Consider the following 23,175-nt stretch of genomic DNA (forward strand, 5'->3'; position numbering starts at 1 on the left):
ACGATCGTCGTCGGCCTGCTAGTCTTGCGCCAGGGCTTGGGATGGTGGTGCTGGATGCGCGCGGTTCTGGATTATTGCACCGGAGGAATTCAGCGAGCCGTGCCGGCGGGCACGCTCGTGCTTCATGAGGGCAGCAAGACCGGACATCTGTTCGTGCTGCTCGAAGGACGGCTGGAGGTCATCAAGGGCGATAGCGTCGTCGCCGTTCTGTCCGAGCCGGGGGCGATGCTCGGCGAAATGTCGGTCCTGCTCGATCAGCCGCACACCGCGACCGTTCGCGCCGCGTCCGATTCGATGATCTACGAGTTCGACGACGCGGCGGCGTTCCTGCGCGACCAGCCGGCGATGGCGCTATTGATCGCGCGCCTGCTGGCGCAACGCCTCAACGTCGCCAACACCTATCTGGCCGACCTGATGCATCAATATGCCGGTCAGGGTAACCATCTCTCGATGGTCGGCGAACTGCTGCAAAGCATGATCAACCTGCCGCCGACGCAGGTCTCGCCAGGCTCGGATCGGCAATCCGACCCAAGGATATGAGCCAGGGCGGCGGGTTCTCGATTTCCGCCGCCGGCCGAGCCAAGGGCGCGCGCAGGTCGATGCGTTGTGCTTCGCCGGCCGCGAGCCAGAAAGCTGTGTCCTCATCGAGGTCGAGCACGATATAGACCGGCGGACGGCCGTGCTGCAGGCCGGTGTTGAAGACCCAGGTGGTGCCGAGCCGGTCGAACCACGAGCCGTCGGGGATGAAGGGCGACTGATGCACGTGGCCCGAGATCACCATCGATGGCTGGTACTGCGCGATCCATTGCACCAGTTCGACGTCGCCGAAGAACCGCTTGCCGCCCCAGCTCGTCGGTGAATTCGCCGGCGGCGCGTGATGCACCCAGATCCAGCGTTGCGCCGGCTCGGCGGCTGCGTCGCGAAGCTGGGCTTCGATGCGGCTTTTGACCAGCGGTCCGTCCCACCACGGACACACCGTGAAGCGGACGTCGCCCACGGTGAGGCTGTCGCCGTCGCAGGCGATGCCGAGTTCTCCGACGTCGCCGACCCAGCGCGCGATCTTTTCGCCTTCCGCGCTGCGTTCGTCGAGGTCGTGATTGCCCGAGCAGAAAATGACCCGCGTCATGCCTGACAGCAGCGACAGGTATTTTTTCACGACCAGAATCTGCGCGCGGAAATCGACAAACGATCCGATGTCGAGCGCATCGCCGGCGAAAATGACGACGTCGAATTCGGGAGCGGCCGCGAGCAGCCAGTCGAATTGCGGCAACGAATAGTGCAAATCGAATAGTGCAAATCGGCAACGACAAGGCAGCGCATAATAATCAAATCCAAAAATGCCCGGGAAACAGGCGATCCGCAGGCGGATGCATTTCAGGCAGGCGGATTCGAGCAAGAATTGTGCCGGGCGAGACTTCAAACAGGATCCATCGCCCCGCTTGAAGAACCAGGGCGGGTGCCCCTAAATCGAGATTGATGGCTACTCGATATCCGATATGCGCGCGGACCACATTCCGCATCGCAGCGAAACGACGCTAAGTGCCACATCCGGCCTCTTGCACCGCAACAAGACACGCACTCAGCCGATCGCTCTATCGGTGCGCGCGAGCACCATCGGGAGTGTCGGACCTTGCCATTCGATTCGAATTGCGCGGCGCTTCATTCGGCTAACTTTGTGAACGACATCACACATCCGACCGGCGATCGAATGTAATTTAGGCAAATGGGCTGAATTCGATCGACAAGCACAAGAGGCGCCAACGGCACCCTGAGATTGCCGGTCCATCCATGATGGAGAGGGGCATGGTCGATGCATCAGTGGCACAGCGGCTCGTCGACGAGATGATTTCCAATCTGCCGAGGCATGACCCTAGGCAAAGGCCGGTTCACACGATCGGCGTAGGCGTGGACGCCTATTTCACGGCGTCGGATGTGGCGCACAAGTATTGCATCGCCGAGCACTTCAGCGGACAGCGCATTTGCGCGAAGGTGAGATTCTCCAACGCGTCCGGGGGGCCGGAGCAGCATGATGGATGGTCCGACGTCCGGGGAATGGCGACACGCTTCCTCCTGCCGAGCGGGGCGGCAACCGACCTGATCGCCACGACACTCCGCGAATTCTTCGCCCGCAATGTCGAGGACTTCTTGGAGTTCACCAAGCTCGACAAGCATGAATCATATCAAAGGGAATCCCCGTGGCGAAAGATTCTCGACATGCTGCAGCTCAAGGTTCCTCGTCGCGACCCGTATCCGGGAGAAAAAACGAACGCCAGTGCGGGAATATTGAGTTACGCCAATCGGCACCGGTTCGCCCAGCTGGGGGTGTTCGAGTTCAAGATGATCGGCGCCCCGGTGAGTTATGCCCGCGCGGCCTATCACGCCATCCACACCTTCATTGTGGAAGGTGAAGATGGAGTTCGCCGCCCCGTTCGTTTTTCCTGGCAACCGGCCGCAGGCGTCCGCAACACCAATTCCGATGCTCTGCCGGACGATAACTATCTGCGCCAGGAACTTGACGACCGGCTGCGGCGGTGGCCGGCCCGGTTCATGCTGATGATGACAATCGGCGAAGCGGGCGATGCGATCGATGATCCCACGCGGCCCTGGCCTGCCAGGCGAGTCCGGGTCGTCATGGGCACCCTTACGCTCACCAGTGTCCCCAAGGATCAGGCCGCCGCGGGCGAACACATCAGTTTCAATCCGTGGCGACTCGTGCCTGGTATCGAACCATCCGGGGATCCGATCCTCCATGCCCGTCGGGACGCCTACGAAGTCTCGCGTGAAATGCGCGGCGGCATTGCGTGCCCGTTCTTCAACCGGAGTTGAGCTGATGCCAAATGGCGGAGGGCGGTTCGATAGATTTGTAAACGAGCTGCACGATAAGCCCTGGTTCAAGTACTTGGGGGCATGGATATTGGTGCCCATTTGGGCATGGCTCACGCCGGTGAAGCGTCTGCCCGGCGGTCCTGGCCCATCCGCCCGGCCTGGCGATAATCTGCAGAGCATGATGAACCTGATCATGCCGTTGAAGAAGGAGAACAGGTCGCCGCTCGGCCGCGCGAAAGCAGCCCTGGCGATCGCGAAAAACAGGGATCAGATATTTGCCGGATTGGACAATGTCGGCACGGTGCACTTTGCACGCTTCGTAATCGTCAACGACAATATTTGCATGTTCTCCGTCTATGACGGGGATTTCACCAACTACATTCGCGACTTTATCGCCACGATCGGCAGCGTGTTCAACGCCGTGGTCGAGCTCGTCGAAGGAGGAGATGCCGTGATCCCTTGCGAGAAGAATGTCGAGGCGTTCATCCAATGGATACACGAGCACGACCTGTACCAGGTGCCGGACACCGCTACCGATTTTCTGAGAGACCAGGAAGCCTTGAATGGAGACAGGGCCGTATCGCCCGTCAATGACGATCTGACACTGCTTCCGCGCAAGCTCGTGTTGCAGCTTCGCGCCAATGCGAACGTATCGCTGGGCAGCGGCTACCGTGCCTATCCCGGATTTTCGGTGGCTCAGGTCCGCAAACAACTCGGATTAGGCTGGTGAGTGCCATGTTCAAGCTCGCTGATCTGCAGGGCAACATCCTGCGCGGCTACACCAACAAGCCGCACGTGCGCTACCTCATCCTGGAAGTCGTCGAACGCAGCGCAGCCCGGCGCTGGCTCGCCGACTCCGTATCGGGCCGCAACGGTGTCCCGCAGATCACGAGCGGGGACTGGGGGGAAAAGAAGCCGGATACCTGTTTCAACATTGGCCTGACCTATGAGGGATTATGCGCCCTCGGCACGCCCAGCGCTTCGCTTAAAATGTTCCCGAACGAATTCATCGAGGGCATGACCGCCCGCGCCGTGAAGCTCGGGGACGTCGGGCGGAGCGCGCCGGAAAACTGGCCAGCTCCGTTCAACGAGCCCAAGCGGATCCATCTCATCGCGACGATCTACGCCGAGAAGGTCGAGCAGCTGGACGTAGTCCAGGAACGCGCGCTTACCGACGTAAAGGCCTTCAAACTGCTCGACACTCGCGAGGGATATAATTTCCCGGGCGACTTTGTTCACTTCGGGTATCGCGACAACATCACGCAACCGAGGTTCGAGGGGGTTCCCGACTCGCAGCGCTATCCCGACCGACAACCCAAGGCGCCGCTCGGCACTGTGTTGCTGGGACATCCGACCAACCTGGAAGGCTTGATGTGGCGGGTTCCTCACCCCGTAGCGTTGGGACACAACGGCACCTTCAACGCCTTTCGCGTGCTGAAGCAGGATGTGGCAGGCTTCGAGAAGTATCTCGATCACGCCGCATCCGATTTGCTTGAGGACCCGCAAGGCGGCAAGTTGTTGCCGCACGGCGAAGAAGAGAAAATCGGCAAAGGCCCTTCACGTCACGCGGCCCTGCGCGAGATCGTCGCCGCCAACCTGTGCGGCCGGTGGCGCGATGGCACGCCGCTGGCACTGTCTGCCGATGCACCTGACCCCAACGCGGATCTCACGGACTTTGACTACGTTGGCGTTGGCGATGCCCGCTGTCCCCATGGAGCCCATATCCGCCGGTGCAACCCGCGAGGCGGGCAGATCGTGCAACGGATAGCGAACAACAGCCGGCGCCTTGTTCGCCGCGGCGTGCCCTATGGACCGCCCTATACCTATGATCCGGCGAAGCCTCGTGATCAGGACGAGCCGGAACGGGGCCTGCTCGGCAACTTCATAGGGGCGAGCCTCGGCGCCCAGTTCGAGGCCATGTCCTGCGATTGGCTGAATCTTGGCCTGCAGGATCCGCGCATCACCGGCTCCAACGATCCGATCTCAGGCGCCAACGATCCCGGCACGAGCTGGTTCGACTTGCCGCTCAAATCCGGCGGCACGATCCGGTTGCGGGGATTGCCGGAGTTTGTCTCGACGCGGGGCGGCGCCTATACGTTCCTGCCGAGCCTCAAGGCGATCGACTATTTGGGATCGCAGATGATGTGAGTCGACCAAACAGGCCAAGGTCGTTCGGCGGCCCTTGCAAGGCGTGATTCACTGGTTCAACACTCTCACCAGGTCATCAGCCTCGCGCAGATCGCGGGAAGTTTCCGCGGACGCAAATTTCGCCCGGGTCGATATCAGCAGGTCTCGTGCTTCGGCGCGTCCGGATGCGCTCTCGTCGGCGCTGAGCAAGCGCGCGATGCTGATCGCCGTGCGCAATTCCCAACCGACCGCCCCGAGCTTCCTGGCAGAGGCAAGCGAGCGCTTGAACAAGCGCATGGCAGCCCGGTCGTCTCGCAATGGTTCGCGACACAGCAGCGAGCCGTGGATCCGATAAATTTCGGGAGCAGCCCAGCGCTCGCCGGTTTGCTTCACCAGGGACTCAGCCGAAGCAGCGAAGCTTCGAGCCCTTTCTATCTGCCCGATCCGTCCGAATTCTGTGGCGAGCAGAATTCGATAGAGCGGCATCTGAATGCACCGATTCTCGGCGGGTAGCTTGCCGAGCAAGCCGCTTAATTGTTCGAGCACTTCCGGCGCGGGGCCTCGTGCCGCCAACGCAGCGGTTGCCCATAATGGGCCGATGACCCGGTACATCGGATAGCCATACTCATCAGCGACCTTCAGACCGCGCTTTACGCTGGCAAGGTTAGCCGCAAGATCGCCCTCATACCAGTGATCGGAGACGCCAAGAATGGAGGCAAAAGCCAGCATGAACGGATGCCCGATCTCGTTCGCGAGCTGCCGCGCCGTCTCACAGCACTCTCTGGCCCGGCCGGGCCGGCCCAACAGCCATTCGATGTGTCCGGAATAGACGAGCGATACGATCAATGGATCATGCTGATAAATCTGGACCAGCTTGCCGTGCTCACGCGGATTGTAGCGAGCGCTGACTAGTGCCGCGAGCTCACTCGCCTGCTCCAAACGACCCAGAAAAAAATTGGCGATTACGGCAGCGGTGTACGCCATGAGGACGGCCTCGTCGTCGCGCCACTCCTCGGCCCGCCGGACGAAATCCTGCGCATGCTTGAGGCCTTTGGTGAGCTCGCAGTTGACCAGTTTGGCTATGGTGCTTCCCCACAGGACCGTCACTTTCTCGCGAATGGTGCCATGGCTCTCGCAAAGTTTGAGTGCGCGACTATAGGGTCCGTAGACGTGCGGATCGGACCATCCCGCGTTGGCAGTGTACGCCATCGCCAGGTTGGACTGCAGGGCGATTTCGGCTTCGAAACGCTGTGGTGACGCGGGCAGCTTCGGTATCAGTGAGAGGCCCTCGCGAAGATGGGCCACGGCCTCCTTGGTGGCCGATCGGCGGAGCGCGGATTTACCCGCCTGAAGCCAGGCCTCGATCGCTTCCGGAATGTTGCCTGCGCGTGCATAATGATAGCCTAACAACGCCGGCTGGCTACTTTCTCCAATGGCGGCTTCCTGGAGCAGCCACGATGCGACGCGCGCATGGAGCTCACGCCTTTCCTCCATGAGCAAGGAGGCATAGGCGACTTCCTGTATCATCGCGTGCTTGAACGTGAAGATCGTGCCTTGAGACTCCTCGCTGCGATACACAATCCCGGCGCTCTCGAGTGCCCGCAACGCGTCTTTCAGCGTTTGGCCTCTACCTGGAAGCACGCTGAAAATGCTTTCATAGTTGAAGCGCCTTCCGAAAACAGAAGCGATCTGGGCGACGCGTTTGGCAGGACCGAGACGATCAAGGCGCTCCATCAGTGAATCTTGAATACTTGCCGGCACCAGAGGCGGCAACTTCCCGCTCGGCACAGGGCTCTCAGCGGCCTGCGGGACCGCACCGGAATCGACGACGGCTCGCGTAAACTCCTCGACAAAGAGTGGCACGCCGTCGGTTCGTTCCACGATCTGGCTGGTAATCCGGCGCGGCACGAAATCGCTGCCCGCGACGGCTGCGACCATCTGCTCGCATTCATGCACTGCCAGCTTTTGCAGAGCAATCCGCCGAATTGCCGGGCCGGACAACCAGTCGGCCCTGTAATCATCGCGATGCGTGATCAGGACCATAATCCGCTCGCCAGGAGAGTTAGCTACCACGCGTACCAGCAGTTCGATGGTGGTCGGGTCCATCCACTGGACGTCCTCGACGATTACGAGGATCGGCCGCTTGCGCGAGGCGGCGACAAGAACATCGATGAGCACCTGAAAGCCACGCTCGCGCTCCGAAGGAGATCCGAAATCCGCGGGCTCGTATCCCGAGCATGCGGGTATCGACAGCACCGCCCCGTAGTAACGAAGCGCCGGCTCGACTTCGGTGACGGCTCTTGCCAAAAGCGATCGCAATTTTGCCAACGCGAGGTCCGCGTCGTCGGTCTCCTGGATGCCGGTGGCGCGCGTGAGCCGCTCGATTTCCGGGGCAAGCGGCGTATTGAGGTGGAACGGCGAACATTGCAGCGACAGAACTTCACGTGGAGAGGCATCAAGGGAGCTGCGGAACTGGCGGATCAAACGCGACTTGCCGATGCCGGGTTCACCGGAAATAACGCCGACCTGTCCCGAGCCGGCGAGACTCTGCTGCCACATCTCGGCAAGCAACGCACTTTCGCTGGTTCGGTTTATCATCGGGGCAAGAGGCGACCTTCGCGCGCGGTCGAACCTGCTTTCGCTCGACGCAAGCGCCTCTGCACGCCAGGCCTCGACCGGCTCCTCCACGCCCTTGAGAGATCGCCGGCCAAGCGGCGCATAGCTGAACGTTCCGCGGGTCAGCTCGTAAGTGCTCGAACCGACCACGACACCGTTCTCACTGGCGAGCCCTTGCAGGCGGGCAGCGACATGTGCGGAGCTGCCGAACACTTCCCGCCGATCGGGGGGCTCGCCGGGCACGCTGCCGACGACGACCACCCCGGTGTTAACCCCGATGCGCACGCCCAGGCGAACGAAGCTACCGTCCGACAGCAGAAACTTGTGTTCCTTGATCGCCGCGGCAATCGCCAGAGAGGCGCGGACCGCGCGTTCAGGATCATTTTCATGGGCTTGCGGGACGCCAAAAAATGCGAGCAACCCGTCACCAATCATTCTGGCGATATGACCGCCGTAGTGGCGAATCTGCTCGTCGCAGATATCGCGGTAAGCTCTGATAACCGCGAAGAACTCCTCGGGATCGATCCGCTCACTCAGGGGTGTCGAGCCGACGATGTCGATAAATGCCACGGTGAGCTGCCGGCGTTCGGCATGCAGAGCTTCATTCTCGACATTCGGCGGCGCCTGCGTGCGCTGAAGTCCGCCCGAACGATCGGGCTTCGGCTCGCTGTTCATGACCCACCATGTTCAGTTTCCGCCATACCTGCCGCGAAGCAAGATAGACAGCAAGGCGCATCCGGTTGACGCTGCCAAGCGGCCTGTGCTCGGGCAGGCAGTTCCAAGGATTGAACACCATGTGCTCGCAGTCGTACAGCGCATTTCTGCGTCAAAAAACTCTGCCCTGGAATGGCAATGCTTCCCAGCCGCACTATTCTCTCTTGAGGACGGGTCCACCACCGCGAAGCGTCTTCGACGTCATCCGACGTGGCGGCGTGCCGCAGCCGTATGGAAAGCTCTTCGATGGGCCCAAAACGCAAACGTCCACCATCTGGTGTCCTCATTTTGACCACCGGGAGGACCGACCAAATAGCGCACGACCTTATGCTCGCCGATCTTCGGCTTCGGGTCATTCGCTACAGGGGCGACCCAGGGGCAAGTCCAGAAATGTCCGCAGTGACGCCGAAAGCGGAAGTCAATTCAAACTCGCCTCAATCCGAATTTGGCCGCGCGCCAATGGTCCACGCCTAATCCTCGCTCGCCCTGAACCGACCGAGTCCTTTCAGCACGAACGGCGCCAGCAGGGCAATCAGCGCAATGCCGAGCAGCGTCGCCGACATCGGACTTTGCAGCAGCACGATGGGATCGCCCAAACTGATGGCGAGCGCGCGGCGCAACTGGCTTTCGGCGATAGGGCCCAGGATGAGACCGACGACGACAGGCGCGATCGGAAAATCGAACCGGCGCATCAAAAAGCCCAGCACGCCAAAGCCCGCCAGCATCGACAGCTCGACGACCGATGGCTTCGCCGCGATGGTGCCCATGGTCGCGAACACGAGAATGCCGGCGTAGAGCCACGGCTGCGGGATCGCGAGCAGTTTCACCCACAGGCCTACCAGCGGCAGGTTGAGCACCAGCAGCATCACGTTGGCGATGAAGAGACTCGCGATCAGGCCCCACACCAGGTCGGGCCGCTCGGCAAACAGCAGCGGTCCCGGGTTCAGGCCGTATTGCTGAAAGCCCGCCAGCATCATCGCAGCCGTTGCCGAGGTCGGAAGGCCCAGCGTCAGCAAAGGCACCAGCGTGCCGGCCGCAGAGGCGTTGTTGGCGGCTTCCGGCCCTGCGACGCCCTCGATCGCGCCCTTGCCAAATTCTTCCGGATGTTTCGATAGCCGCTTCTCGGTCGAGTAGGACAGGAATGTTGGAATCTCCGCGCCGCCAGCCGGCAGCGCGCCGATCGGAAAGCCGAACATCGTGCCGCGCAGCCATGGCTTCCACGACCGCTTCCAGTCAAGTTTCGTCATCCACAGCGAGCCGCGCACCGGCTCGATCTTTTCCTCGGCGTGATGGCGGCGCGATGCGACGTAGAGCGCTTCGCCGAGGGCGAACAGGCCGACCGCAAGCGTCGTCACCTCGACGCCGTCGAGCAGTTCGGGAATGCCGAACGCGAGCCGGGCCTGGCCGGTGAGTTTGTCGATGCCAACAAGCCCGAGCGTCAGCCCGATGAACAGGCTGGTCAGGCCGCGGATCGGCGAATCTCCGAAGGTGGCGGACACCGTGACAAAGGCCACGCACATCAGCGCGAAGTAATCCTCGGGCCCGAAGCGCACCGCGAAATCCACCAGCCACGGCGCCAGAAAGGCGAGGCCGATGGTGGCGATGGTGCCCGCGACGAACGAGCCGATCGCAGCCGTCGCCAGCGCCGGCCCGCCGCGGCCGGCCTTGGCCATCTTGTTGCCCTCGAGCGCGGTCGCCATCGACGCGCTCTCGCCGGGCGTGTTTATCAGGATGGCGGTGGTCGAGCCGCCATACATGCCGCCGTAATAGATTCCGGCAAACATGATCAGCGAGCCGCCGGGATCGAGCTTGTAAGTCACCGGCAGCAGCAATGCGACCGTGAGCGCCGGACCGATGCCGGGCAGCACGCCCACTGCAGTACCGAGGAACACGCCGATCAGCGCGTAGAGCAGGTTCATCGGCTGCACGGCGACAGCCATGCCATGCGCGAGCGCGGCGAAGGTTTCCATTACAGCAGTCTTTCCAGGGGGCCGGCGGGGAGGCTCAACGTCAGCAGCCGATCGAACGCGAGATAGATCAGGGTGCTCATCACGAGCGCGATGGCGGAGTCGGCAAGAATGGCACGTCGTCCAAAGGCCGCCGACGTGGTGACGAACAATGCCGAGGTCGCAAGGATGAAGCCGCCGCCAAGGCCGATGATGGCGATCAAGAGCGCCAACCCGCCGAGGATCAGCAGCACAGCCCTGGGATCGGCGCTCTCGCGCGGCGGCAGGTTGCCGCGCAGCGCGTCAATCAGATTGCCGATCGCAAGCAGACCGAGCCCGATGGCGATGACGACCGGCATCACCTCGGGGCCCATGCCATACATCGTGGTGGATGGCAGTTGACGCGAGTCCCATACCAGGACCACCGCAAGCGCTGCGAGCGCTGCGGCAATGACGACACCGGCGCGATCGACGCGCCGCGACGCCGAACCTTGCGGAAGCTCCGTCATGATTTGACGAGGCCGACCGATTTTAGCACGTCGGTGACACGCGCGGTTTCCTTCTTCAGGAAGTCGGCGAACGCATCGCCGGAAAGATAGGCGTCATCCCAGCCCTTCTGCTTGAGGATGTCCTTCCAGGCGTCCGACTTGACCATGTTCTCCACCGCGGCGCTCAGCGTCTTGCGCTGTTCCGGCGTGATGCCGGGAGGTGCTACCACCGAGCGCCAGTTGGCTATCACGAGGTCGATGCCCTGTTCCTTGAAGGTCGGAATGTCGCTGCCGGCGATGCGCTTCTCCGACGTCACGCCGAGCGCACGCAGCTTGCCGGACTTGATCTGTCCTTCGTATTCGCTCATTCCCGAAATGCCCGCGGTGACCTTGCCGCCGAGAATAGCCGCCAGCGACTCGCCGCCGCCGGAGAACGGGATGTAGTTGACCTTCTTGGCGTCGGCGCCGATCGTTCCCGCAAACAACGCCGCCATCACATGGTCGACGCCGCCGGCCGAGCCGCCGGCAAATGTGACCTTGGCGATGTCGGCCTTCACGGCAGCGGCAAGATCCTGCGCCGTCTTGATCGGCGAATTCGCCGGCACCACGATCACCTGGATCTCCTCGGTGAGGCGGGCGATCGGCGTCACCTGTTCGAGCGTCACCGGCGACTTGTTCATGGCGAGCGCGCCCACCATGACGAACCCGTTCACCATCATCTGGTTGCCGTCGCCCTTGGCGCCGTTGACGAACTGCGCGATGCCGACGCTGCCGCCGGCGCCGGCCACGTTGGTGACCTGGACGCTGCGGGCGATCTTGGCGGCGACCAGCGCCTGCTGCATCGAGCGGGCGGTCTGATCCCATCCGCCGCCGGGTGCCGCGGGCGCCATGATCTTGAGCTCGAGCTGCTGCGAGAGGGCAGGTGCTGCGGCTGCAAGCGTCAACGCGACGACCGCGCCGAACAGGCGCGTATGAAACGGGATCATGGGGTCTCCTCCAGGCTCACGCGGAGCCGTTATGTGTCAATTCGTCGCATATCAGCCGGAAAACGTGCCGCTGTCCAGAAGGACCTTTACGTGTCCGAACGGGATCCGGAAGTTTCGCTAGGATCCCGCCCGTGGTGATGATTGAGGAGGGGAAATCGATGCCCGAGAACGTTCAATCCGGCGGAGAGGCGCATCGAAGCGGCAATCGCAAAATGCGGCTGTTCTCCGGCCCCCTGAGCATGTTCGGCGCAAAGGCTCAGATCGCGGCGCACGAGAAGGACATCGATTTCGAACTGATCATGGTCCCCTTCACCATGAAGGAGGGTTACGCGCCAAAGCATCCGGAAGTCCTGCGCATCAATCCAAAGCGGCAGGTCCCGGTGCTGATCGACGGTGACCTCGAGATCTTCGATTCCACCCAGATCTTCGAGTATCTTGAAGACATCAAGCCGCATCCAGCGCTGTGGCCTGCGACTACTGCAGCAAGGGCCTGGTCTCGCCGCCTGGAGCATGAATCAGATGAGGTCTATTTCCCTCATATCATCAAATTGATGCAGCTCGGGAAAGCGTCGCTCGATCCCGCCGCGGAGCCCGCGCGCGCGGGCGCTGCCGCCTATTATCGAACAATGGAGAGCGCGCTGGGTGATCGCGAGTTTCTCGGCGGCGCGTATTCCTTTGCCGATATCGCGTTCTATATGGCCCAGCTCTTCGGCGCGCGCTGGGGCGCCGACATGACCAGCGAAACGCCGAGGCTTCTGCAATGGCGGCAGCGCATGACGGCAAGACCGGCGGTCCTCAAGGTCGTCGGACCGATGGCCGATTACCTGCGTGGCCAAGGCCTCGGCGTTCCAGCGTTTCTTCCGTCAAGAGCTATGTGATCGACCTGTGGGTACGCGCGCCGGTTTGTCTCCGGTCAGGCCCGCGCGACTGCGTGCGGAAACACGATCTCGATCAGGGTGCCGGAGCGGCCGCCGGTCTTGATCTGGAATTTGGCGCGGTTGGCTTCGACAAGGGCTTTGGTCAGCGACAGGCTGACGGCCGAACTCTCGGCCCGATCCGACGGCGCCGCGGTGCGGAACGGCTGCAGGGCTGCGGCAACCTCATTGTCGTTGAGGCCATGGCCGGTGTCGCGGACCCGCAGCATCACCTCGCCGAAATCGGACAACGCCGTGGAGACGATGACCTGGCCGCCGGCATTGGCGAGATGGATCGAATTGCCGATCAGGTTCAGCGCGATCTGGCGCAAGGCGCGTGCGTCCGCGATCACCGGCGGCAACATGTGCGCCAGCGACGTGCGGATGATGATGCGCTCGCGATTGGCCTGCGGCTGCAACACCGCAACGCAGCTCTCGACCAGTTCGTTGAGGTTCTGGTTGGTGAAGGCGAGATCGAGCTTGCCGGTTTCGATCCTTGAGAGGTCGAGCAGGTCGTTGATGATGGCGATCACGCGTTCGCCGGAGGCGCGGATGTCCTTCATGTATTCGAGGTAGCGCTCGTTGCCGAGCGCGCCGAACCGCTCGGCGATCATCACTTCGGAAAAGCCGATGATGGCGTTCAGCGGCGTCCGCACCTCGTGGCTGATTCGGGCCAGCACGTCGGCCTTGGCATTGGCGGCGCGTTCGGCCAGCCGCCGCGCCTCGCGCAATTCGCTCTCGGTCTTCCTGGCCTGCGAGAGATCGCGGAACACCGCGAAGAAATTCGGCCCCTCAGGACGGGTGCGGCCCATGGTCATCGACAGCGCGATGATGCCGCCCTTGCTTTCGCGCGCCAGCACCTCGCGGCCGTGATCGAGCAGGCTGGCGACGCCTGATACCTTGATGCCGGCGAGATATTCGAACACGCCGTGCCGGCTTTCGGGCGCAAACAGATCGGCGAGATTGCGCCTGGCGAGTTCGTCGCCGTCATGGCCGAACAGCGCTTCGGCGCTGCGGTTGGCTGCATGGATGTTGCCCTCGGCGTCGAACATCAGGATGCCTTCGGCCGTGGTGTCGAGGATGGCGGCGAGGTCTTCGGCGTTGGCATGGCCGACGTCAGACGGTTCGGAGGCGTCAGGCTCTGACGGTTCGAAGACGTCGGGCTCCGATGCGGCCGGTTCGGACTCCGATACCGGCTCGGCTCGCGCGATGGCGGCCGCGATTGCCGCGCTCTCATGTTGCGTGCCCGAGAAGATCAAGGCCAATGCGGAATCGCCGTTCCATGAAATCGTGTAGAGGCGGGCCTCTGCCGCCGATGACGGCGCGTCTGCGTCTTCAGGCTGGCTTGCGGAGATCGTCACCGGTTTGCCGGTGTCCGACGTCGAGGAGGCGTTGGAGGTCCCGGGTTCGACATAGAGCGCGTCGAGGCCGCCGACATCTTCCAGCGCGTGCAGGCTCGGATAGCCCATCTGCGTCAGGAAGGCGGGGTTGGCATAGAGCAGCCGGTCGAGCCGGTAGATCAGGATGCCGACCGGCAGCAAATCGAGCAGCGCCTTGTCGCGCGCCGTTTCGCCACGCGCCGGCGGCTCGGGTGGCGCCAGCCATTCGGGCGGCGCGGCCAGCGGCTCGAAGATGGCTTCGCCGACGGCGTCCGCCTCGTTGCCGTTCTCGGTGTCAAGCCGCGCCGACAATTGCCGCGCGAGTTCGTCGAAGGCGATGTTTTCAACCGGCGACAGCGATAGCGGCTTCGCTTCGCCCGGGGCGCGGAACGGCAAGACGTTTGCGGCAGCGTCTGCCGGCAACTCCGTTGCGGTTTCCGTCAGCGCGTCCTCGACGCTCTCCTCTAAGCTTTCCTCGACGCTTTCCTTGGGAGTTTCCACGGGCGGTTCCAAATCTTTTTGATGTGAAGGCTCTGCAGCAGAAGTCTCTTCAGTGGAAGCCTCTGCAGCGGAAGTTTTGGCAGCAATCGGTTCAGGCAATTCATCAGGCGAAGGCAATGCAACGCCGGCCGGCTCGGCAGATGGCGCAGCGGGCACTTCTTGCGGCGTCACCATCTCGCCGGACAATTCCGCCAGGCGCAGGGCGGCGAGCCGGGCGATGGCGTCGAAATCGCGGCAGACGCCGAAGCCGCGATAGCCAATGAAGTTTCGCGCCGCATCGAAGGCCGGCAGGCCGGACAGCTCGACGGGCAGCGTGCCGCCGCCGTCCACCGGCCAGTTCAGCGTGATGCCGCTCCAGGTCGTGCCCGTCGCAAAGGCCTGCATCATCCGGCCGGTGGGATCCAGCCCGAAGGTCTCGGCGATCTCGCGCCATGGCCGGCCGAAAGCGGCCGCGGTGCGCGGGCCGATCAGGCCGAGGAATTCGTCGCTGCCGAGCGTGAAGCGGCCTTCCCGATCCATCTGCCAGGTGAAGCGCAGCGGCAGGCTGCGCGCCCGTTCGGCAAATGCTTCGAGGGCAGGGGGTGGCGCGCGCGAAATGGTTTCGGCCGCGGGCGGCTCGTCGGCGGCAGGTTCGGCAAACGCATCGAACAACGCAAATCCGGCAGGCGCATCGCCCGCCTGCGCCGGCTGCTGGTCATCGGCGGCCGATTGCGGCGCGACCGGTTGCTCGATGACGGGCGCGCCCGGCTGCCGGGCTGGCCCTGACGAAGATGGCTCTGATGAAGGCGGCTCTGATGAAGGCGGCTCTGATGATGCGGTGGCTGGCTGCATCTCGTGATCAGGCTGCACCTGCGCCGGACGCGGCGCGATCAGCGCGATGTTGCCGGCGGCGATCAGAACGCCGTGGCTGCCATTGGGAAAGTCGAACCGCGAGCAGCCGCAGGTCGCAAGCCCGCCGTGCGCCGCGCCAAACCCCTGCAAGCGCTCCAGCCGGATGGCGCCGTTGGCGAGCAGCCGGCCTGCGAGCCGCGCGATCTGCCGCCGGTGCCGGTCGGCCGGCCCGAAGGTTTTTTCGGCAAGGGCTGCGGCACTGGCTGCGCCGAACAGGCTGACGCCGGCCGCATTGGCCCACAGGATCCGCCGGCCATCGGCCGTCCACAACCAGGCGGGCAGGCGGCTCGCCGCGTAGGCCGCCAATCGCGGATTGCCGTGCACCCGCCACTGAAATTCCGCATCCTGCATCGCGACTACATGACCGTCCGGCTTCAAAATCGGCAGCCCAAACGCCGAAAGCGTTAAGGGAACATTACTATCGCAAGCCGGCGGCGGCAGGTCCACGGTCCGGCCGGCCGGCGGTAATTTAACCCATGGATAACCTTAATCCGGCTGGACCCTTTGGCCGGCCGCCGCGTTGGGGGGTTGCAAACGGCCGTCAAGGGTTCAACGGAGAACCTCCCCGGCGCCGCATCCGTCCAGGATGCGGCCCCTGACGGTATCCGGGCGCAATCCCAGCCAAGACAAAGGAACGCACCATGAGTGACGAAGTGCGAGACCGATTCGAGATACCCAAGGAAATGCGATCGATAGCGGAAGCAAGCGTCGAGCAGGCCCGCAAGACTTTTGAAAAATTCGTTGGCGCCGCGCAGACCGCCGCCGACTCCATCGAGGAGCGCAATGCCACGGTTCGCGCCAGCGCCAAGGACGTCAGCAGCAAGGCCATGGCCTATGCCGAGAAGAACGTGCAGGGCTCGCTCGATCACGCGCAGTCATTGCTGAAGGCCAAGGATCTGCCCGAGGTGATGCGGCTGCACAGCGAATATGTGCAGGCGCAAATGCGCGCGCTGGCGGAGCAGGCCAGCGAAATGAGCCAGACCGTCGGCAAGGCCGCCATGGACGCGGCGAAGCCGAAAGTGTGAGTGGCCGCCATCGGCGATAAGTCCGGCACTAGGCTAGCCGGGATTGGAACCCGTATCCCGGGTTAAGTATGCGGCGATGCATCAGAAATTGCAGTGCGCTGCACAAATTTGACATGATATTGGTTCTAATTGGGCGAGCCCGTGGATGGGCACTTTCCGTGAGTGTGTGTGCGTAACCTTTCGGTCCGCCCTGCCTGCCCGGCGGTCCGCAAGGGGGAATGCCGTTTTAACCCCATTGTGAAGGATGCAAGCCGTGACCAGTTCCACCGATCCCTTCTCTGCCTCCATCATTCCCTTCGAAGTCCCCGAGCAGATGCGCGCGCTTGCCGAAAAGGGCGTCTCGCAGGCCCGCGACAGCTACGCCAAGTTCAAGGATGCCGCCGAGACCCACAACGGCACCATCGAGGCCGTGTTCACCTCGGCCAGCAAGGGCGCCAGCGAGTACAACGCCAAGCTGATCGAGTTCTTCAAGGCCAACACCACGTCCTCGCTCGATTTCGCGCAGGAGCTGTTCGGCGTGAAGACGCCGGCCGCCGCCCTCGAGCTGTGGACCTCGCACGCCAAGAAGCAGTACGAGACCTTCACGGTGCAAGCCAAGGAGCTCGCCGAACTTGGCCAGAAGGTCGCGACCGAGACCGTTGAGCCGATCAAGGCCTCGGCCTCGAAGCTTTACAAGCCGGCCGCCTGATCGTTTTCGGTATTGATCACGAAAAGCCCGGGCGAAGCGGCCCGGGCTTTTTGCTGCCAAGGTTTTTGCTGCCAAGGGGCGATTTGGCAGGGCCGCCGGGGCCCGGCCGAAGGTCCCGGTAAATGAACCCAAAATGCCCCCGGGACGACTATAATCCGTCACTCCGCGGCCTTGCCAAAGCGAGGCGTTGCACCTAGTTTCCGGCCCATTCGCGACCCCTCTTTTTGGGGCCATCGCGTGAAGGATGCAGTTGTAGCTCAGTTGGTTAGAGCGCCTGTCTGTGGAACAGGAGGTCGGTGGTTCGAGCCCACCCAACTGTACCAGCCCTTCACCGCCGCTAATTCGGAAAATGTCCGGCGCTGCTGCCGGCTCATTCGCCCGCCTCAGGCCCGCTGCGCTTCACGCGGTCGCCGATCTTCATGAAAAGCCGGGCTGAGACGATCGCGCAGCAGGTCCAGACCAGAAATCCCAGCGCACCGGAAAAAACGTTTGCTGCCAAAGACCCAATGCCGGAACGGATGTCATGTGCGCCGCCAAGCCATGCGAGCCCTGCAATCGAAATGATGATCAGGATGAAGGGCAGCGCCGTAATGAAGTACGCCTTGATGATAAGCCAGGCGTGGCCGCCTGTATCTGCGAAAGCGTTTCGGACCAAAGCGCCCGGCGCGTCTGCAGCGACGGCGGGCAGGAAAATCGTCAGTCGCAGCACGGCAAAGACGACCAACGCAAACGAGACGATGCTGATGATGACTTCCGCGCCATCGGATGGTGCGACGGCGCCCGGCAGATGAAGCGGGATGTCCGTAAGCACCCAAAAGCCGGCAGTCCAGCCGAGCATGCGCCGAAACCGAACAGTCGATATATCGAAACGGTATCCGGAGGCAGCTTCACCTAATATCAGCAGGCGATAGATCGCGATTTCGAACGGCACGAGCACAAATGCGCCGATCAGATCGAGGACCTCCGCAAGCATGCGATTGTCCGATATCGCCGGAATTGCGCCGATCAACGCGAAGAAGGCGGCGCTCGCACAGGCAATGATGGACTGACTGCGCAGCCGCACCGATAGTTCGCCAAGGTCATCCCACACCGTTCGGAGAATCGTGCTGACGGGCAGGGAAGAAGTGATGGTCACGGTGTTGTGTCGCCTTTCCGCGGGAGTGAATTAAAATCAGTTATGGACGGCGACCGGCCCGCGTCAAAAGGCCAATACCCGCTCTGCTTGCCAATCTCCTAACGTTCACCCACAATTCCAGGGGAATCGGGCGCACGCAGCAATAAAGCCCGGTCGTTCCGTCGGGGTGGGGGAATCTATGTTGGCTGTCGCATCAAGGAGGGGCCAGCTCGGAATGTTGCTGGCTACCGTGCTCGGGGTTTCGATCCCGCCCGCCGCCGGTCAGACCTACACGCCCGAACAGGAGCAGGCCTGCACCGGTGACGCGTTCCGGCTGTGCAGCTCCGAGATTCCCGATGTCGGCCGCGTGACGGCCTGCATGGTCGCCAAAAAATCCCAGCTTTCGCCGCCCTGCCGCGCCCAGTTCGGGCCAGATCCCGAGCCCCGCGAGGCTGCGGCCAGACCGGCCGGCCGGCCGACCGTGATCCGGCCGGCAACGCCGCGCAAGGCCGTGAACGCCAAGGCGCGCAAGGCCAAAAAACCGGCGAAACCGGCAACCTGACCGCATTACATCATTTTAAGATTCCCCAGCGCGCCAGGCTGACGCCTTGTTTGCGCCATCTGTAATGAACATCTCCTTTGGGCAAGAGGAGAGGGTTCATTGAGCGCACATCAAAAGGAGCTCGACCGGCATTTTGCCTGGTTTGAGAAAAAGCTGCCGCCTGGGCCGGCGAAGTTCGTTAGCTGGGTACGTAAGCCGTCATCGATCTACGTCCGGATTCCGCTCGCTTTTCTCCTGGTCGTCGGCGGCTTTCTCAGCTTCCTGCCGGTACTGGGACTCTGGATGCTGCCGCTCGGACTCCTTTTGTTCGCGCAGGACGTGCCGCCGCTGCAGAAGCCGATGGCGCAGGGGCTCGGATGGATAGAGCGCAAATGGCTTGAACGGCAGCGCGCAAAGCTCGAGCGCGAGCGTGCAAAAGGCGCGCAATGAGCCGATCACTTCACGCTGCAAGGCATTCAATCGATTCCGTTTTCGATTCCGAGCGTGCTTATACGGTGTGACTCAAAAACCAGCCTTGTTGGCAATTACGTGGCTTCATCGCGGCATCCCTTAAATTTTTCTTTCGCGAATCAGCCCGCTGATTCATTTTCAGCTTCTGGGGTCAACTTGGAGGCCAAGGTATGAACGTAATAGTATTTGCATCACGTAAGGGGGGCTCGGGAAAGAGTACCCTGGCTGCTCACCTCGCTGCCCATGTTCACAAGGCAACGAAGCCCATCCTTCTGGTCGATGCCGACCCGCAGGGCTCGCTTACTCTCTGGCACAAATTGCGCGGTACCAACGAACCGCCGATCAAGGCCGCGGTGAATTCCGTCAGCGGCATCGTCGCTGCCGCCAAGCGCGACGGCATCGAATGGGTGTTCATCGACACGCCGCCGAATCTTTCGGCCGTCGTCGACGACGCGATCCGTAACGCCACGATGGTGATCATTCCGGCGCGGCCCGGCGTGTTCGACGTCAACGCGGTGCAGGAAACGATTCAGACCTGCCGCTCGGCGCGCAAGCCCTACGCGGTCGTGGTCAACGGCGCACCTGCCGAACGCGACGGCGTCGAGAGCCGCATCGTCACCATCGCGCGCGAAGCGCTGGCGAAGTTCCGCGCGCCGGTGTGGAGCGGCCAGATCACCAACCGCGCCGATCTGATCATGGCGCTGAGCCAGGGCGAAGGCGCCCGCGAATATTACGCGGAAGGCCGGGCCGCGGCCGAGATCACCAGGCTGTGGGGCGCGATCGAACGTTCGATCAAGGCGATCCGCGGGTCGGCGTCGGCATCGGGCGCCATGCACAAGCAGGCGGCGTAACAACGCCGCTTTTCTTTCTGACAAAGACGCGCGGCGCTCCGCGCGTTTTTCTTTTGTGGGTGGGGCAAAATGCCTACGCTTGAGCTCGTTCTCGGGGATGCTCGTTACCGCCATTACCGATCAGCGTGTCATTGCCATCGCCGCCGAGCAGGATGTCGGCAACATTGCCGCCGGTGACTCGGTCGTTACCGGTCCCACTCCTTGTCCTCAGCACTCGTGCCCGCCAGGAATCCGAGCGAACCGGATTTCGGCGAGCAGATCGTTACTGGTGTCGCCAGGGAGACAAGCCATTCATATTATGGTCAGGCGCTGAAATCCGCGCTTGTGCCGGCCTGTGCCTGTGACGCGAGGTAGGACGATTGGCGTTGCGCAGTGGCCTTTTGGCCCTCAGCCAACATTGCCTGGAACGCCGCGTCGAGTTGATCGCGGCTATAGGTAGTGGAGCTGCTTTCGTGCGTCGTCCATTGAGACTGCGTGATTGCGGTGGGAGCTTTCTCGACTGTTCCGCCAAGCAGTCTTGCATAGCTGTCGGCTCGCCACTGCGCTAGGTTTGGTCCGCTGAAACCCGGTGGGTCCTGCAGGTCGCCGAGCTTCACCGCCGCCTCGTTGGTTATCGTCGAGGATCCGCCGTTGTACAGGGTGGCGACTACCTTGCCGTCGACCTTCACCTGCGCGTAGGTGTTCTGCGGCGCATCGTCTGAGACGAACGATTGCGTTGCGCTCGCACCATGCGTCGTCAGCCAGTTTGTCGCCAACAAGTCGTGCAAAACGGGATCGTCGGCCGCTGATATGAACCTGGCTCCATGCAGCGGCTTGAGTTGAGAGACGTTGATCCGGAGGCTGCCTGTCCCCGCATCCGTCGGGGCCGACGCATCCGACTGGACGTCGGCCGGTGTCAATGTCGGATTTGAAGTGAACGTCGATGCGGGGCGTAAATAACTCGACGCGACGTTAGACATACCTGAAATCATCGAACCTTCCTTTCCTCGGCACTCAACTAGATTCCCCAGTACTCAACCTAAAGGCAAGTCCTGGGCCAAGGGAAAGAGGTTTGAAAATACTGATGCTTCCGTGACCAACGCACGGCAAGGGATCGGCAAGTCCTGCCGGAGAAGGCAGGGCTTGCCGATCCCAGCCGTCATTGCCTGCGACAAGCGCGAAGCGTTTGCACAAGGGAGCTTCGCTGCGCTCGCAATGACGTGTGGTGAGAGTGCGGCTTACGCCACCATCAGCACGTAGAGCACGACGACCGGCGACAGCGTCAGGATCACCGACCAGATGCCGACGCCCCACAGAATGTCCTCGGTGCTAAAACTCTGTTCCCGAGGCATGGTGTTCTTGTATTCGAAATGCACGACGCGGCCCCGCGTTGCTGTTGTTGTGGAACTATCGATACGCAACCAGTTTTAAAAACCCGGTTGCGATTTCGCTTGCATTTGACCGCGTCTGCTACCGCCGATTAACCACCGCGCTATCCTGGTTAATGGCTGGTGAGTGCGAAGCCGCAACTTCGAGCGAAGGCCCGGCCGCGACATTAAAATTTTATCAGTAGGTTTCTCCTCAAGGAACATCACCGGGGGGAATCACGATGATCACGCACGACAAGAAATATCCGACCGGCGAACTCGCCCAGCGAGCGCATGACGTTCTCTTGGTGTCGTCGTTCGCGATCTGGGCGATGGTGCTCGGCTTCGCGCCGGTGCTGACCTATCGCCTGCTGGTCAGCTAAGGCGCATTGCTTCCGCTCGCCATCCAGGGCGAGCGGGGCCGGCCATCTCTCTTGGCGCGATGTTCAGGCCTGACGCAACAGCGGCAGCCTGCGCCGCTCGATTTCCTCGTCCAGCAACGCTGCGAGCTCCGGGCTCACCTCCACCATCGGCAGGCGAACCTCGGCGCTATCGATCAGCCCGCTGCGCTTAAGCCAATACTTTGCCGGCGCCGGGCTGGGCTCGGCGAACAGCAGCCGGGTCAGTCCGGAAATGGCCTTCCAGCACGCCAGTGCGCCGCCACGATCGCCCTGCTTCATGATCGTCTGCACCGAGGCGAACGCTTCGGTCTCCAGATGCGCCGACAGCAGGATCGCTCCGTCGGCGCCGTCGGCGAGCGCTTCGTGATACAGCGCGTCTTCGCCGGTCAGCACGCGAAAACCGGGCGGCCGCCGGCTCAGGAAATCGATCGACTGCGCGCGGTCGGCGCCGCAATCCTTCATGCCGGCGATGTTCGGATGCAAGGCGAGCTGAAGCAGCGTTTCGTTGGTTAGGCTGACGCCGGTCCGGTAGGGGATGTTGTAGAGCACGATCGGCCACGAGGCGTGATCGGCGAGCGCGGTGAAGTGCTGCACCAAGCCGCGCTGCGAGGGACGGATGTAATAGGGGCTCGCGATCAGATAGCCGTCGATCGGCCAGGCCGCTGTCTCATCCAGCGCATCCAGCACCTTCGCGGTAGAGGCGCCGGACAGGCCCAACAGGACCGGCAGGCGGCGGCCGCTGCCGGATAGCTCGCTGCGCGTCACCATCACCAGCCGCTCGAGCTCGTCCACGCGGAGCGACATGCCTTCGCCCGACGTCGCCGCGAGAATGAAGCCGTCGACCGGGCCGGCCGCATAGTGCCTGACGAGCCGGCGTAACGACGCCTCGTCGAGTTCGCCGTCGCGAAACGGCGTGATGAGCGGCAGCCACAGGCCCTGCAGGCGGCTTGCCAGATCGTTGGTCGGGTCAGTCATCGTTCCATCTCCTCATGGGGGTAAGCCGGAGACGGGACCAATAAAAAAACCCCGTCCAAACGGCGGGGCTTTCGGGATCGCGGGTTGCGGCAGAGTCTAGCGCGCGCGTCGATCTCGGGTCCCCAGGCGGGGACCTTTTTTCGACGACAAAGCTGCGCACGAACGCGTGATCATGTGCGGATGATGGTGGCAGCAGACCTCAATGTCAATCCGGCGCAACGATATGGCCGGTCGATGAAAGGCTTGTCGATGAAGGGCTTGCGGACGAAAAAAAAGCCGGGCCCAAAGGAGCCCGGCTTGAGGTATTGGCCACGTGAGGCCGACACAATCACCTTCCAAGAGGGATTACTGAACTGCCGCGCCACTGGAGGAGGG

At 62.6% G+C, this 23,175-nt stretch carries 22 protein-coding genes and 1 tRNA gene; 12 read left to right on the forward strand and 11 right to left on the reverse strand.

The annotated features are described in order from the left end of the window. The first annotated feature begins 54 nt into the window (after positions 1 to 54). Complete coding sequence (locus tag V1294_RS08745) at positions 55 to 540, forward strand: Crp/Fnr family transcriptional regulator (RefSeq protein ID WP_334496414.1); 486 nt, start codon at positions 55 to 57, stop codon at positions 538 to 540. Here V1294_RS08745 and V1294_RS08750 read toward each other — a convergent pair. Continuing rightward, positions 479 to 1,315 carry a metallophosphoesterase family protein gene (locus tag V1294_RS08750; protein WP_334504560.1) on the reverse strand — a complete coding sequence of 279 codons (837 nt, stop codon included), beginning with the start codon at positions 1,313 to 1,315 and terminating at the stop codon, positions 479 to 481. The genes V1294_RS08745 and V1294_RS08750 overlap by 62 nt on opposite strands. Before the next feature lie 488 nt (positions 1,316 to 1,803). Here V1294_RS08750 and V1294_RS08755 point away from each other — a divergent pair, with 488 nt between their 5' ends. The 3 genes from V1294_RS08755 to V1294_RS08765 are packed head-to-tail and all read left to right on the forward strand — an operon-like array spanning position 1,804 to position 4,974. Continuing rightward, positions 1,804 to 2,826, forward strand: coding sequence for a catalase (locus V1294_RS08755; protein WP_334496416.1), 1,023 nt, complete (start codon positions 1,804 to 1,806; stop codon positions 2,824 to 2,826). 4 nt (positions 2,827 to 2,830) lie between these two features. Further along, positions 2,831 to 3,556 carry a hypothetical protein gene (locus tag V1294_RS08760; protein ID WP_334496418.1) on the forward strand — a complete coding sequence of 242 codons (726 nt, stop codon included), beginning with the start codon at positions 2,831 to 2,833 and terminating at the stop codon, positions 3,554 to 3,556. A 5-nt stretch (positions 3,557 to 3,561) separates the two neighbouring features. Further along, positions 3,562 to 4,974, forward strand: a complete 1,413-nt coding sequence (locus tag V1294_RS08765) for a Dyp-type peroxidase (protein WP_334496420.1) — start codon at positions 3,562 to 3,564, stop codon at positions 4,972 to 4,974. Between the two features lie 48 nt (positions 4,975 to 5,022). Here the strand turns inward: V1294_RS08765 and V1294_RS08770 are convergent, their stop codons facing one another. The 4 genes from V1294_RS08770 to V1294_RS08785 form a co-directional block, all read right to left on the reverse strand. Next, positions 5,023 to 8,244, reverse strand: coding sequence for an ATP-binding protein (locus V1294_RS08770; protein WP_334496422.1), 3,222 nt, complete (start codon positions 8,242 to 8,244; stop codon positions 5,023 to 5,025). A gap of 509 nt (positions 8,245 to 8,753) precedes the next feature. Beyond that, entirely contained in the window at positions 8,754 to 10,253 is a 1,500-nt protein-coding gene (locus tag V1294_RS08775) for a tripartite tricarboxylate transporter permease (protein ID WP_334496424.1), read from the reverse strand. Next, a complete protein-coding gene (locus tag V1294_RS08780) occupies positions 10,253 to 10,738 on the reverse strand; it encodes a tripartite tricarboxylate transporter TctB family protein (RefSeq protein WP_334496426.1) in 486 nt (161 codons plus the stop codon). The genes V1294_RS08775 and V1294_RS08780 overlap by 1 nt, the downstream gene beginning before the upstream one ends. Further along, on the reverse strand, positions 10,735 to 11,703 hold the full coding sequence (locus V1294_RS08785; protein WP_334496428.1) for a Bug family tripartite tricarboxylate transporter substrate binding protein: 969 nt from the start codon (positions 11,701 to 11,703) through the stop codon (positions 10,735 to 10,737). The genes V1294_RS08780 and V1294_RS08785 overlap by 4 nt, the downstream gene beginning before the upstream one ends. 158 nt (positions 11,704 to 11,861) lie before the next feature. Here V1294_RS08785 and V1294_RS08790 point away from each other — a divergent pair, with 158 nt between their 5' ends. After that, a complete protein-coding gene (locus V1294_RS08790; RefSeq protein ID WP_334496430.1) occupies positions 11,862 to 12,581 on the forward strand; it encodes a glutathione S-transferase family protein in 720 nt (239 codons plus the stop codon). A 35-nt stretch (positions 12,582 to 12,616) separates the two neighbouring features. On the opposite strand, the gene V1294_RS08795 is transcribed toward V1294_RS08790, so the two are convergent. Continuing rightward, positions 12,617 to 15,739, reverse strand: a complete 3,123-nt coding sequence (locus tag V1294_RS08795) for a PAS domain-containing protein (protein WP_334496433.1) — start codon at positions 15,737 to 15,739, stop codon at positions 12,617 to 12,619. Positions 15,740 to 16,029: 290 nt separating this feature from the next. On the opposite strand from V1294_RS08795, the gene V1294_RS08800 reads away from it, so the two are divergent. The 3 genes from V1294_RS08800 (at position 16,030) to V1294_RS08810 (ending at position 17,424) form a co-directional block, all read left to right on the forward strand. Then, entirely contained in the window at positions 16,030 to 16,413 is a 384-nt protein-coding gene (locus V1294_RS08800; protein WP_334477215.1) for a phasin family protein, read from the forward strand. A 253-nt stretch (positions 16,414 to 16,666) separates the two neighbouring features. After that, positions 16,667 to 17,101 (forward strand): phasin, encoded by a 435-nt coding sequence (locus V1294_RS08805; protein WP_108522595.1) that lies wholly within the window; start codon positions 16,667 to 16,669, stop codon positions 17,099 to 17,101. Between the two features lie 246 nt (positions 17,102 to 17,347). Next, positions 17,348 to 17,424, forward strand: a tRNA-His gene (locus V1294_RS08810). Between the two features lie 47 nt (positions 17,425 to 17,471). Here V1294_RS08810 and V1294_RS08815 read toward each other — a convergent pair. Next, positions 17,472 to 18,236: a hypothetical protein gene (locus V1294_RS08815; RefSeq protein WP_334496435.1), complete on the reverse strand. Its 765-nt coding sequence runs from the start codon at positions 18,234 to 18,236 to the stop codon at positions 17,472 to 17,474. Between the two features lie 214 nt (positions 18,237 to 18,450). Between V1294_RS08815 and V1294_RS08820 the strand changes: the two genes are divergently transcribed. The 3 genes from V1294_RS08820 (at position 18,451) to V1294_RS08830 (ending at position 20,078) form a co-directional block, all read left to right on the forward strand. Continuing rightward, a complete protein-coding gene (locus tag V1294_RS08820) occupies positions 18,451 to 18,777 on the forward strand; it encodes a hypothetical protein (RefSeq protein WP_334496437.1) in 327 nt (108 codons plus the stop codon). Positions 18,778 to 18,876: 99 nt separating this feature from the next. Next, positions 18,877 to 19,206, forward strand: coding sequence for a hypothetical protein (locus V1294_RS08825; protein ID WP_334477219.1), 330 nt, complete (start codon positions 18,877 to 18,879; stop codon positions 19,204 to 19,206). A 191-nt stretch (positions 19,207 to 19,397) separates the two neighbouring features. Further along, on the forward strand, positions 19,398 to 20,078 hold the full coding sequence (locus tag V1294_RS08830; RefSeq protein WP_108522570.1) for a ParA family protein: 681 nt from the start codon (positions 19,398 to 19,400) through the stop codon (positions 20,076 to 20,078). 73 nt (positions 20,079 to 20,151) lie between these two features. On the opposite strand, the gene V1294_RS08835 is transcribed toward V1294_RS08830, so the two are convergent. From V1294_RS08835 to V1294_RS08845, 3 genes are all read right to left on the reverse strand, one after another. Further along, the gene (locus V1294_RS08835; RefSeq protein ID WP_334496439.1) at positions 20,152 to 20,292 is read right to left on the reverse strand and encodes a hypothetical protein; all 141 of its coding nucleotides are present in this window, start codon (positions 20,290 to 20,292) and stop codon (positions 20,152 to 20,154) included. Positions 20,293 to 20,380: 88 nt separating this feature from the next. Next, a complete protein-coding gene (locus tag V1294_RS08840) occupies positions 20,381 to 21,049 on the reverse strand; it encodes a hypothetical protein (RefSeq protein ID WP_334496441.1) in 669 nt (222 codons plus the stop codon). A 246-nt stretch (positions 21,050 to 21,295) separates the two neighbouring features. Beyond that, positions 21,296 to 21,433 carry a hypothetical protein gene (locus V1294_RS08845; RefSeq protein ID WP_190242140.1) on the reverse strand — a complete coding sequence of 46 codons (138 nt, stop codon included), beginning with the start codon at positions 21,431 to 21,433 and terminating at the stop codon, positions 21,296 to 21,298. Between the two features lie 233 nt (positions 21,434 to 21,666). Here V1294_RS08845 and V1294_RS08850 point away from each other — a divergent pair, with 233 nt between their 5' ends. Beyond that, on the forward strand, positions 21,667 to 21,807 hold the full coding sequence (locus V1294_RS08850) for a hypothetical protein (RefSeq protein WP_334477220.1): 141 nt from the start codon (positions 21,667 to 21,669) through the stop codon (positions 21,805 to 21,807). A gap of 63 nt (positions 21,808 to 21,870) precedes the next feature. Here the strand turns inward: V1294_RS08850 and dapA are convergent, their stop codons facing one another. Then, the gene (gene dapA / locus V1294_RS08855) at positions 21,871 to 22,800 is read right to left on the reverse strand and encodes a 4-hydroxy-tetrahydrodipicolinate synthase (protein WP_334496443.1); all 930 of its coding nucleotides are present in this window, start codon (positions 22,798 to 22,800) and stop codon (positions 21,871 to 21,873) included. Between the last annotated feature and the right edge of the window lie 375 nt (positions 22,801 to 23,175).

The organism is Bradyrhizobium sp. AZCC 1678, from assembly GCF_036924765.1.
GTDB lineage: Bacteria > Pseudomonadota > Alphaproteobacteria > Rhizobiales > Xanthobacteraceae > Bradyrhizobium > Bradyrhizobium algeriense.

Bases quoted from the DNA above. Each gene is read 5' to 3' on its own strand.
- V1294_RS08800 (WP_334477215.1), top strand. From the start codon at position 16,030: ATGAGTGACGAAGTGCGAGACCGATTCGAGATACCCAAGGAAATGCGA.
- V1294_RS08785 (WP_334496428.1), bottom strand. From the start codon at position 11,703: ATGATCCCGTTTCATACGCGCCTGTTCGGCGCGGTCGTCGCGTTGACG.
- V1294_RS08820 (WP_334496437.1), top strand. From the start codon at position 18,451: ATGTTGCTGGCTACCGTGCTCGGGGTTTCGATCCCGCCCGCCGCCGGT.
- V1294_RS08830 (WP_108522570.1), top strand. From the start codon at position 19,398: ATGAACGTAATAGTATTTGCATCACGTAAGGGGGGCTCGGGAAAGAGT.
- V1294_RS08765 (WP_334496420.1), top strand. From the start codon at position 3,562: ATGTTCAAGCTCGCTGATCTGCAGGGCAACATCCTGCGCGGCTACACC.
- V1294_RS08775 (WP_334496424.1), bottom strand. From the start codon at position 10,253: ATGGAAACCTTCGCCGCGCTCGCGCATGGCATGGCTGTCGCCGTGCAG.
- V1294_RS08790 (WP_334496430.1), top strand. From the start codon at position 11,862: ATGCCCGAGAACGTTCAATCCGGCGGAGAGGCGCATCGAAGCGGCAAT.
- V1294_RS08795 (WP_334496433.1), bottom strand. From the start codon at position 15,739: ATGCAGGATGCGGAATTTCAGTGGCGGGTGCACGGCAATCCGCGATTG.
- V1294_RS08840 (WP_334496441.1), bottom strand. From the start codon at position 21,049: ATGATTTCAGGTATGTCTAACGTCGCGTCGAGTTATTTACGCCCCGCA.
- V1294_RS08760 (WP_334496418.1), top strand. From the start codon at position 2,831: ATGCCAAATGGCGGAGGGCGGTTCGATAGATTTGTAAACGAGCTGCAC.
- V1294_RS08850 (WP_334477220.1), top strand. From the start codon at position 21,667: ATGATCACGCACGACAAGAAATATCCGACCGGCGAACTCGCCCAGCGA.
- dapA (WP_334496443.1), bottom strand. From the start codon at position 22,800: ATGACTGACCCGACCAACGATCTGGCAAGCCGCCTGCAGGGCCTGTGG.
- V1294_RS08745 (WP_334496414.1), top strand. From the start codon at position 55: ATGCGCGCGGTTCTGGATTATTGCACCGGAGGAATTCAGCGAGCCGTG.
- V1294_RS08755 (WP_334496416.1), top strand. From the start codon at position 1,804: ATGGTCGATGCATCAGTGGCACAGCGGCTCGTCGACGAGATGATTTCC.
- V1294_RS08770 (WP_334496422.1), bottom strand. From the start codon at position 8,244: ATGAACAGCGAGCCGAAGCCCGATCGTTCGGGCGGACTTCAGCGCACG.
- V1294_RS08780 (WP_334496426.1), bottom strand. From the start codon at position 10,738: ATGACGGAGCTTCCGCAAGGTTCGGCGTCGCGGCGCGTCGATCGCGCC.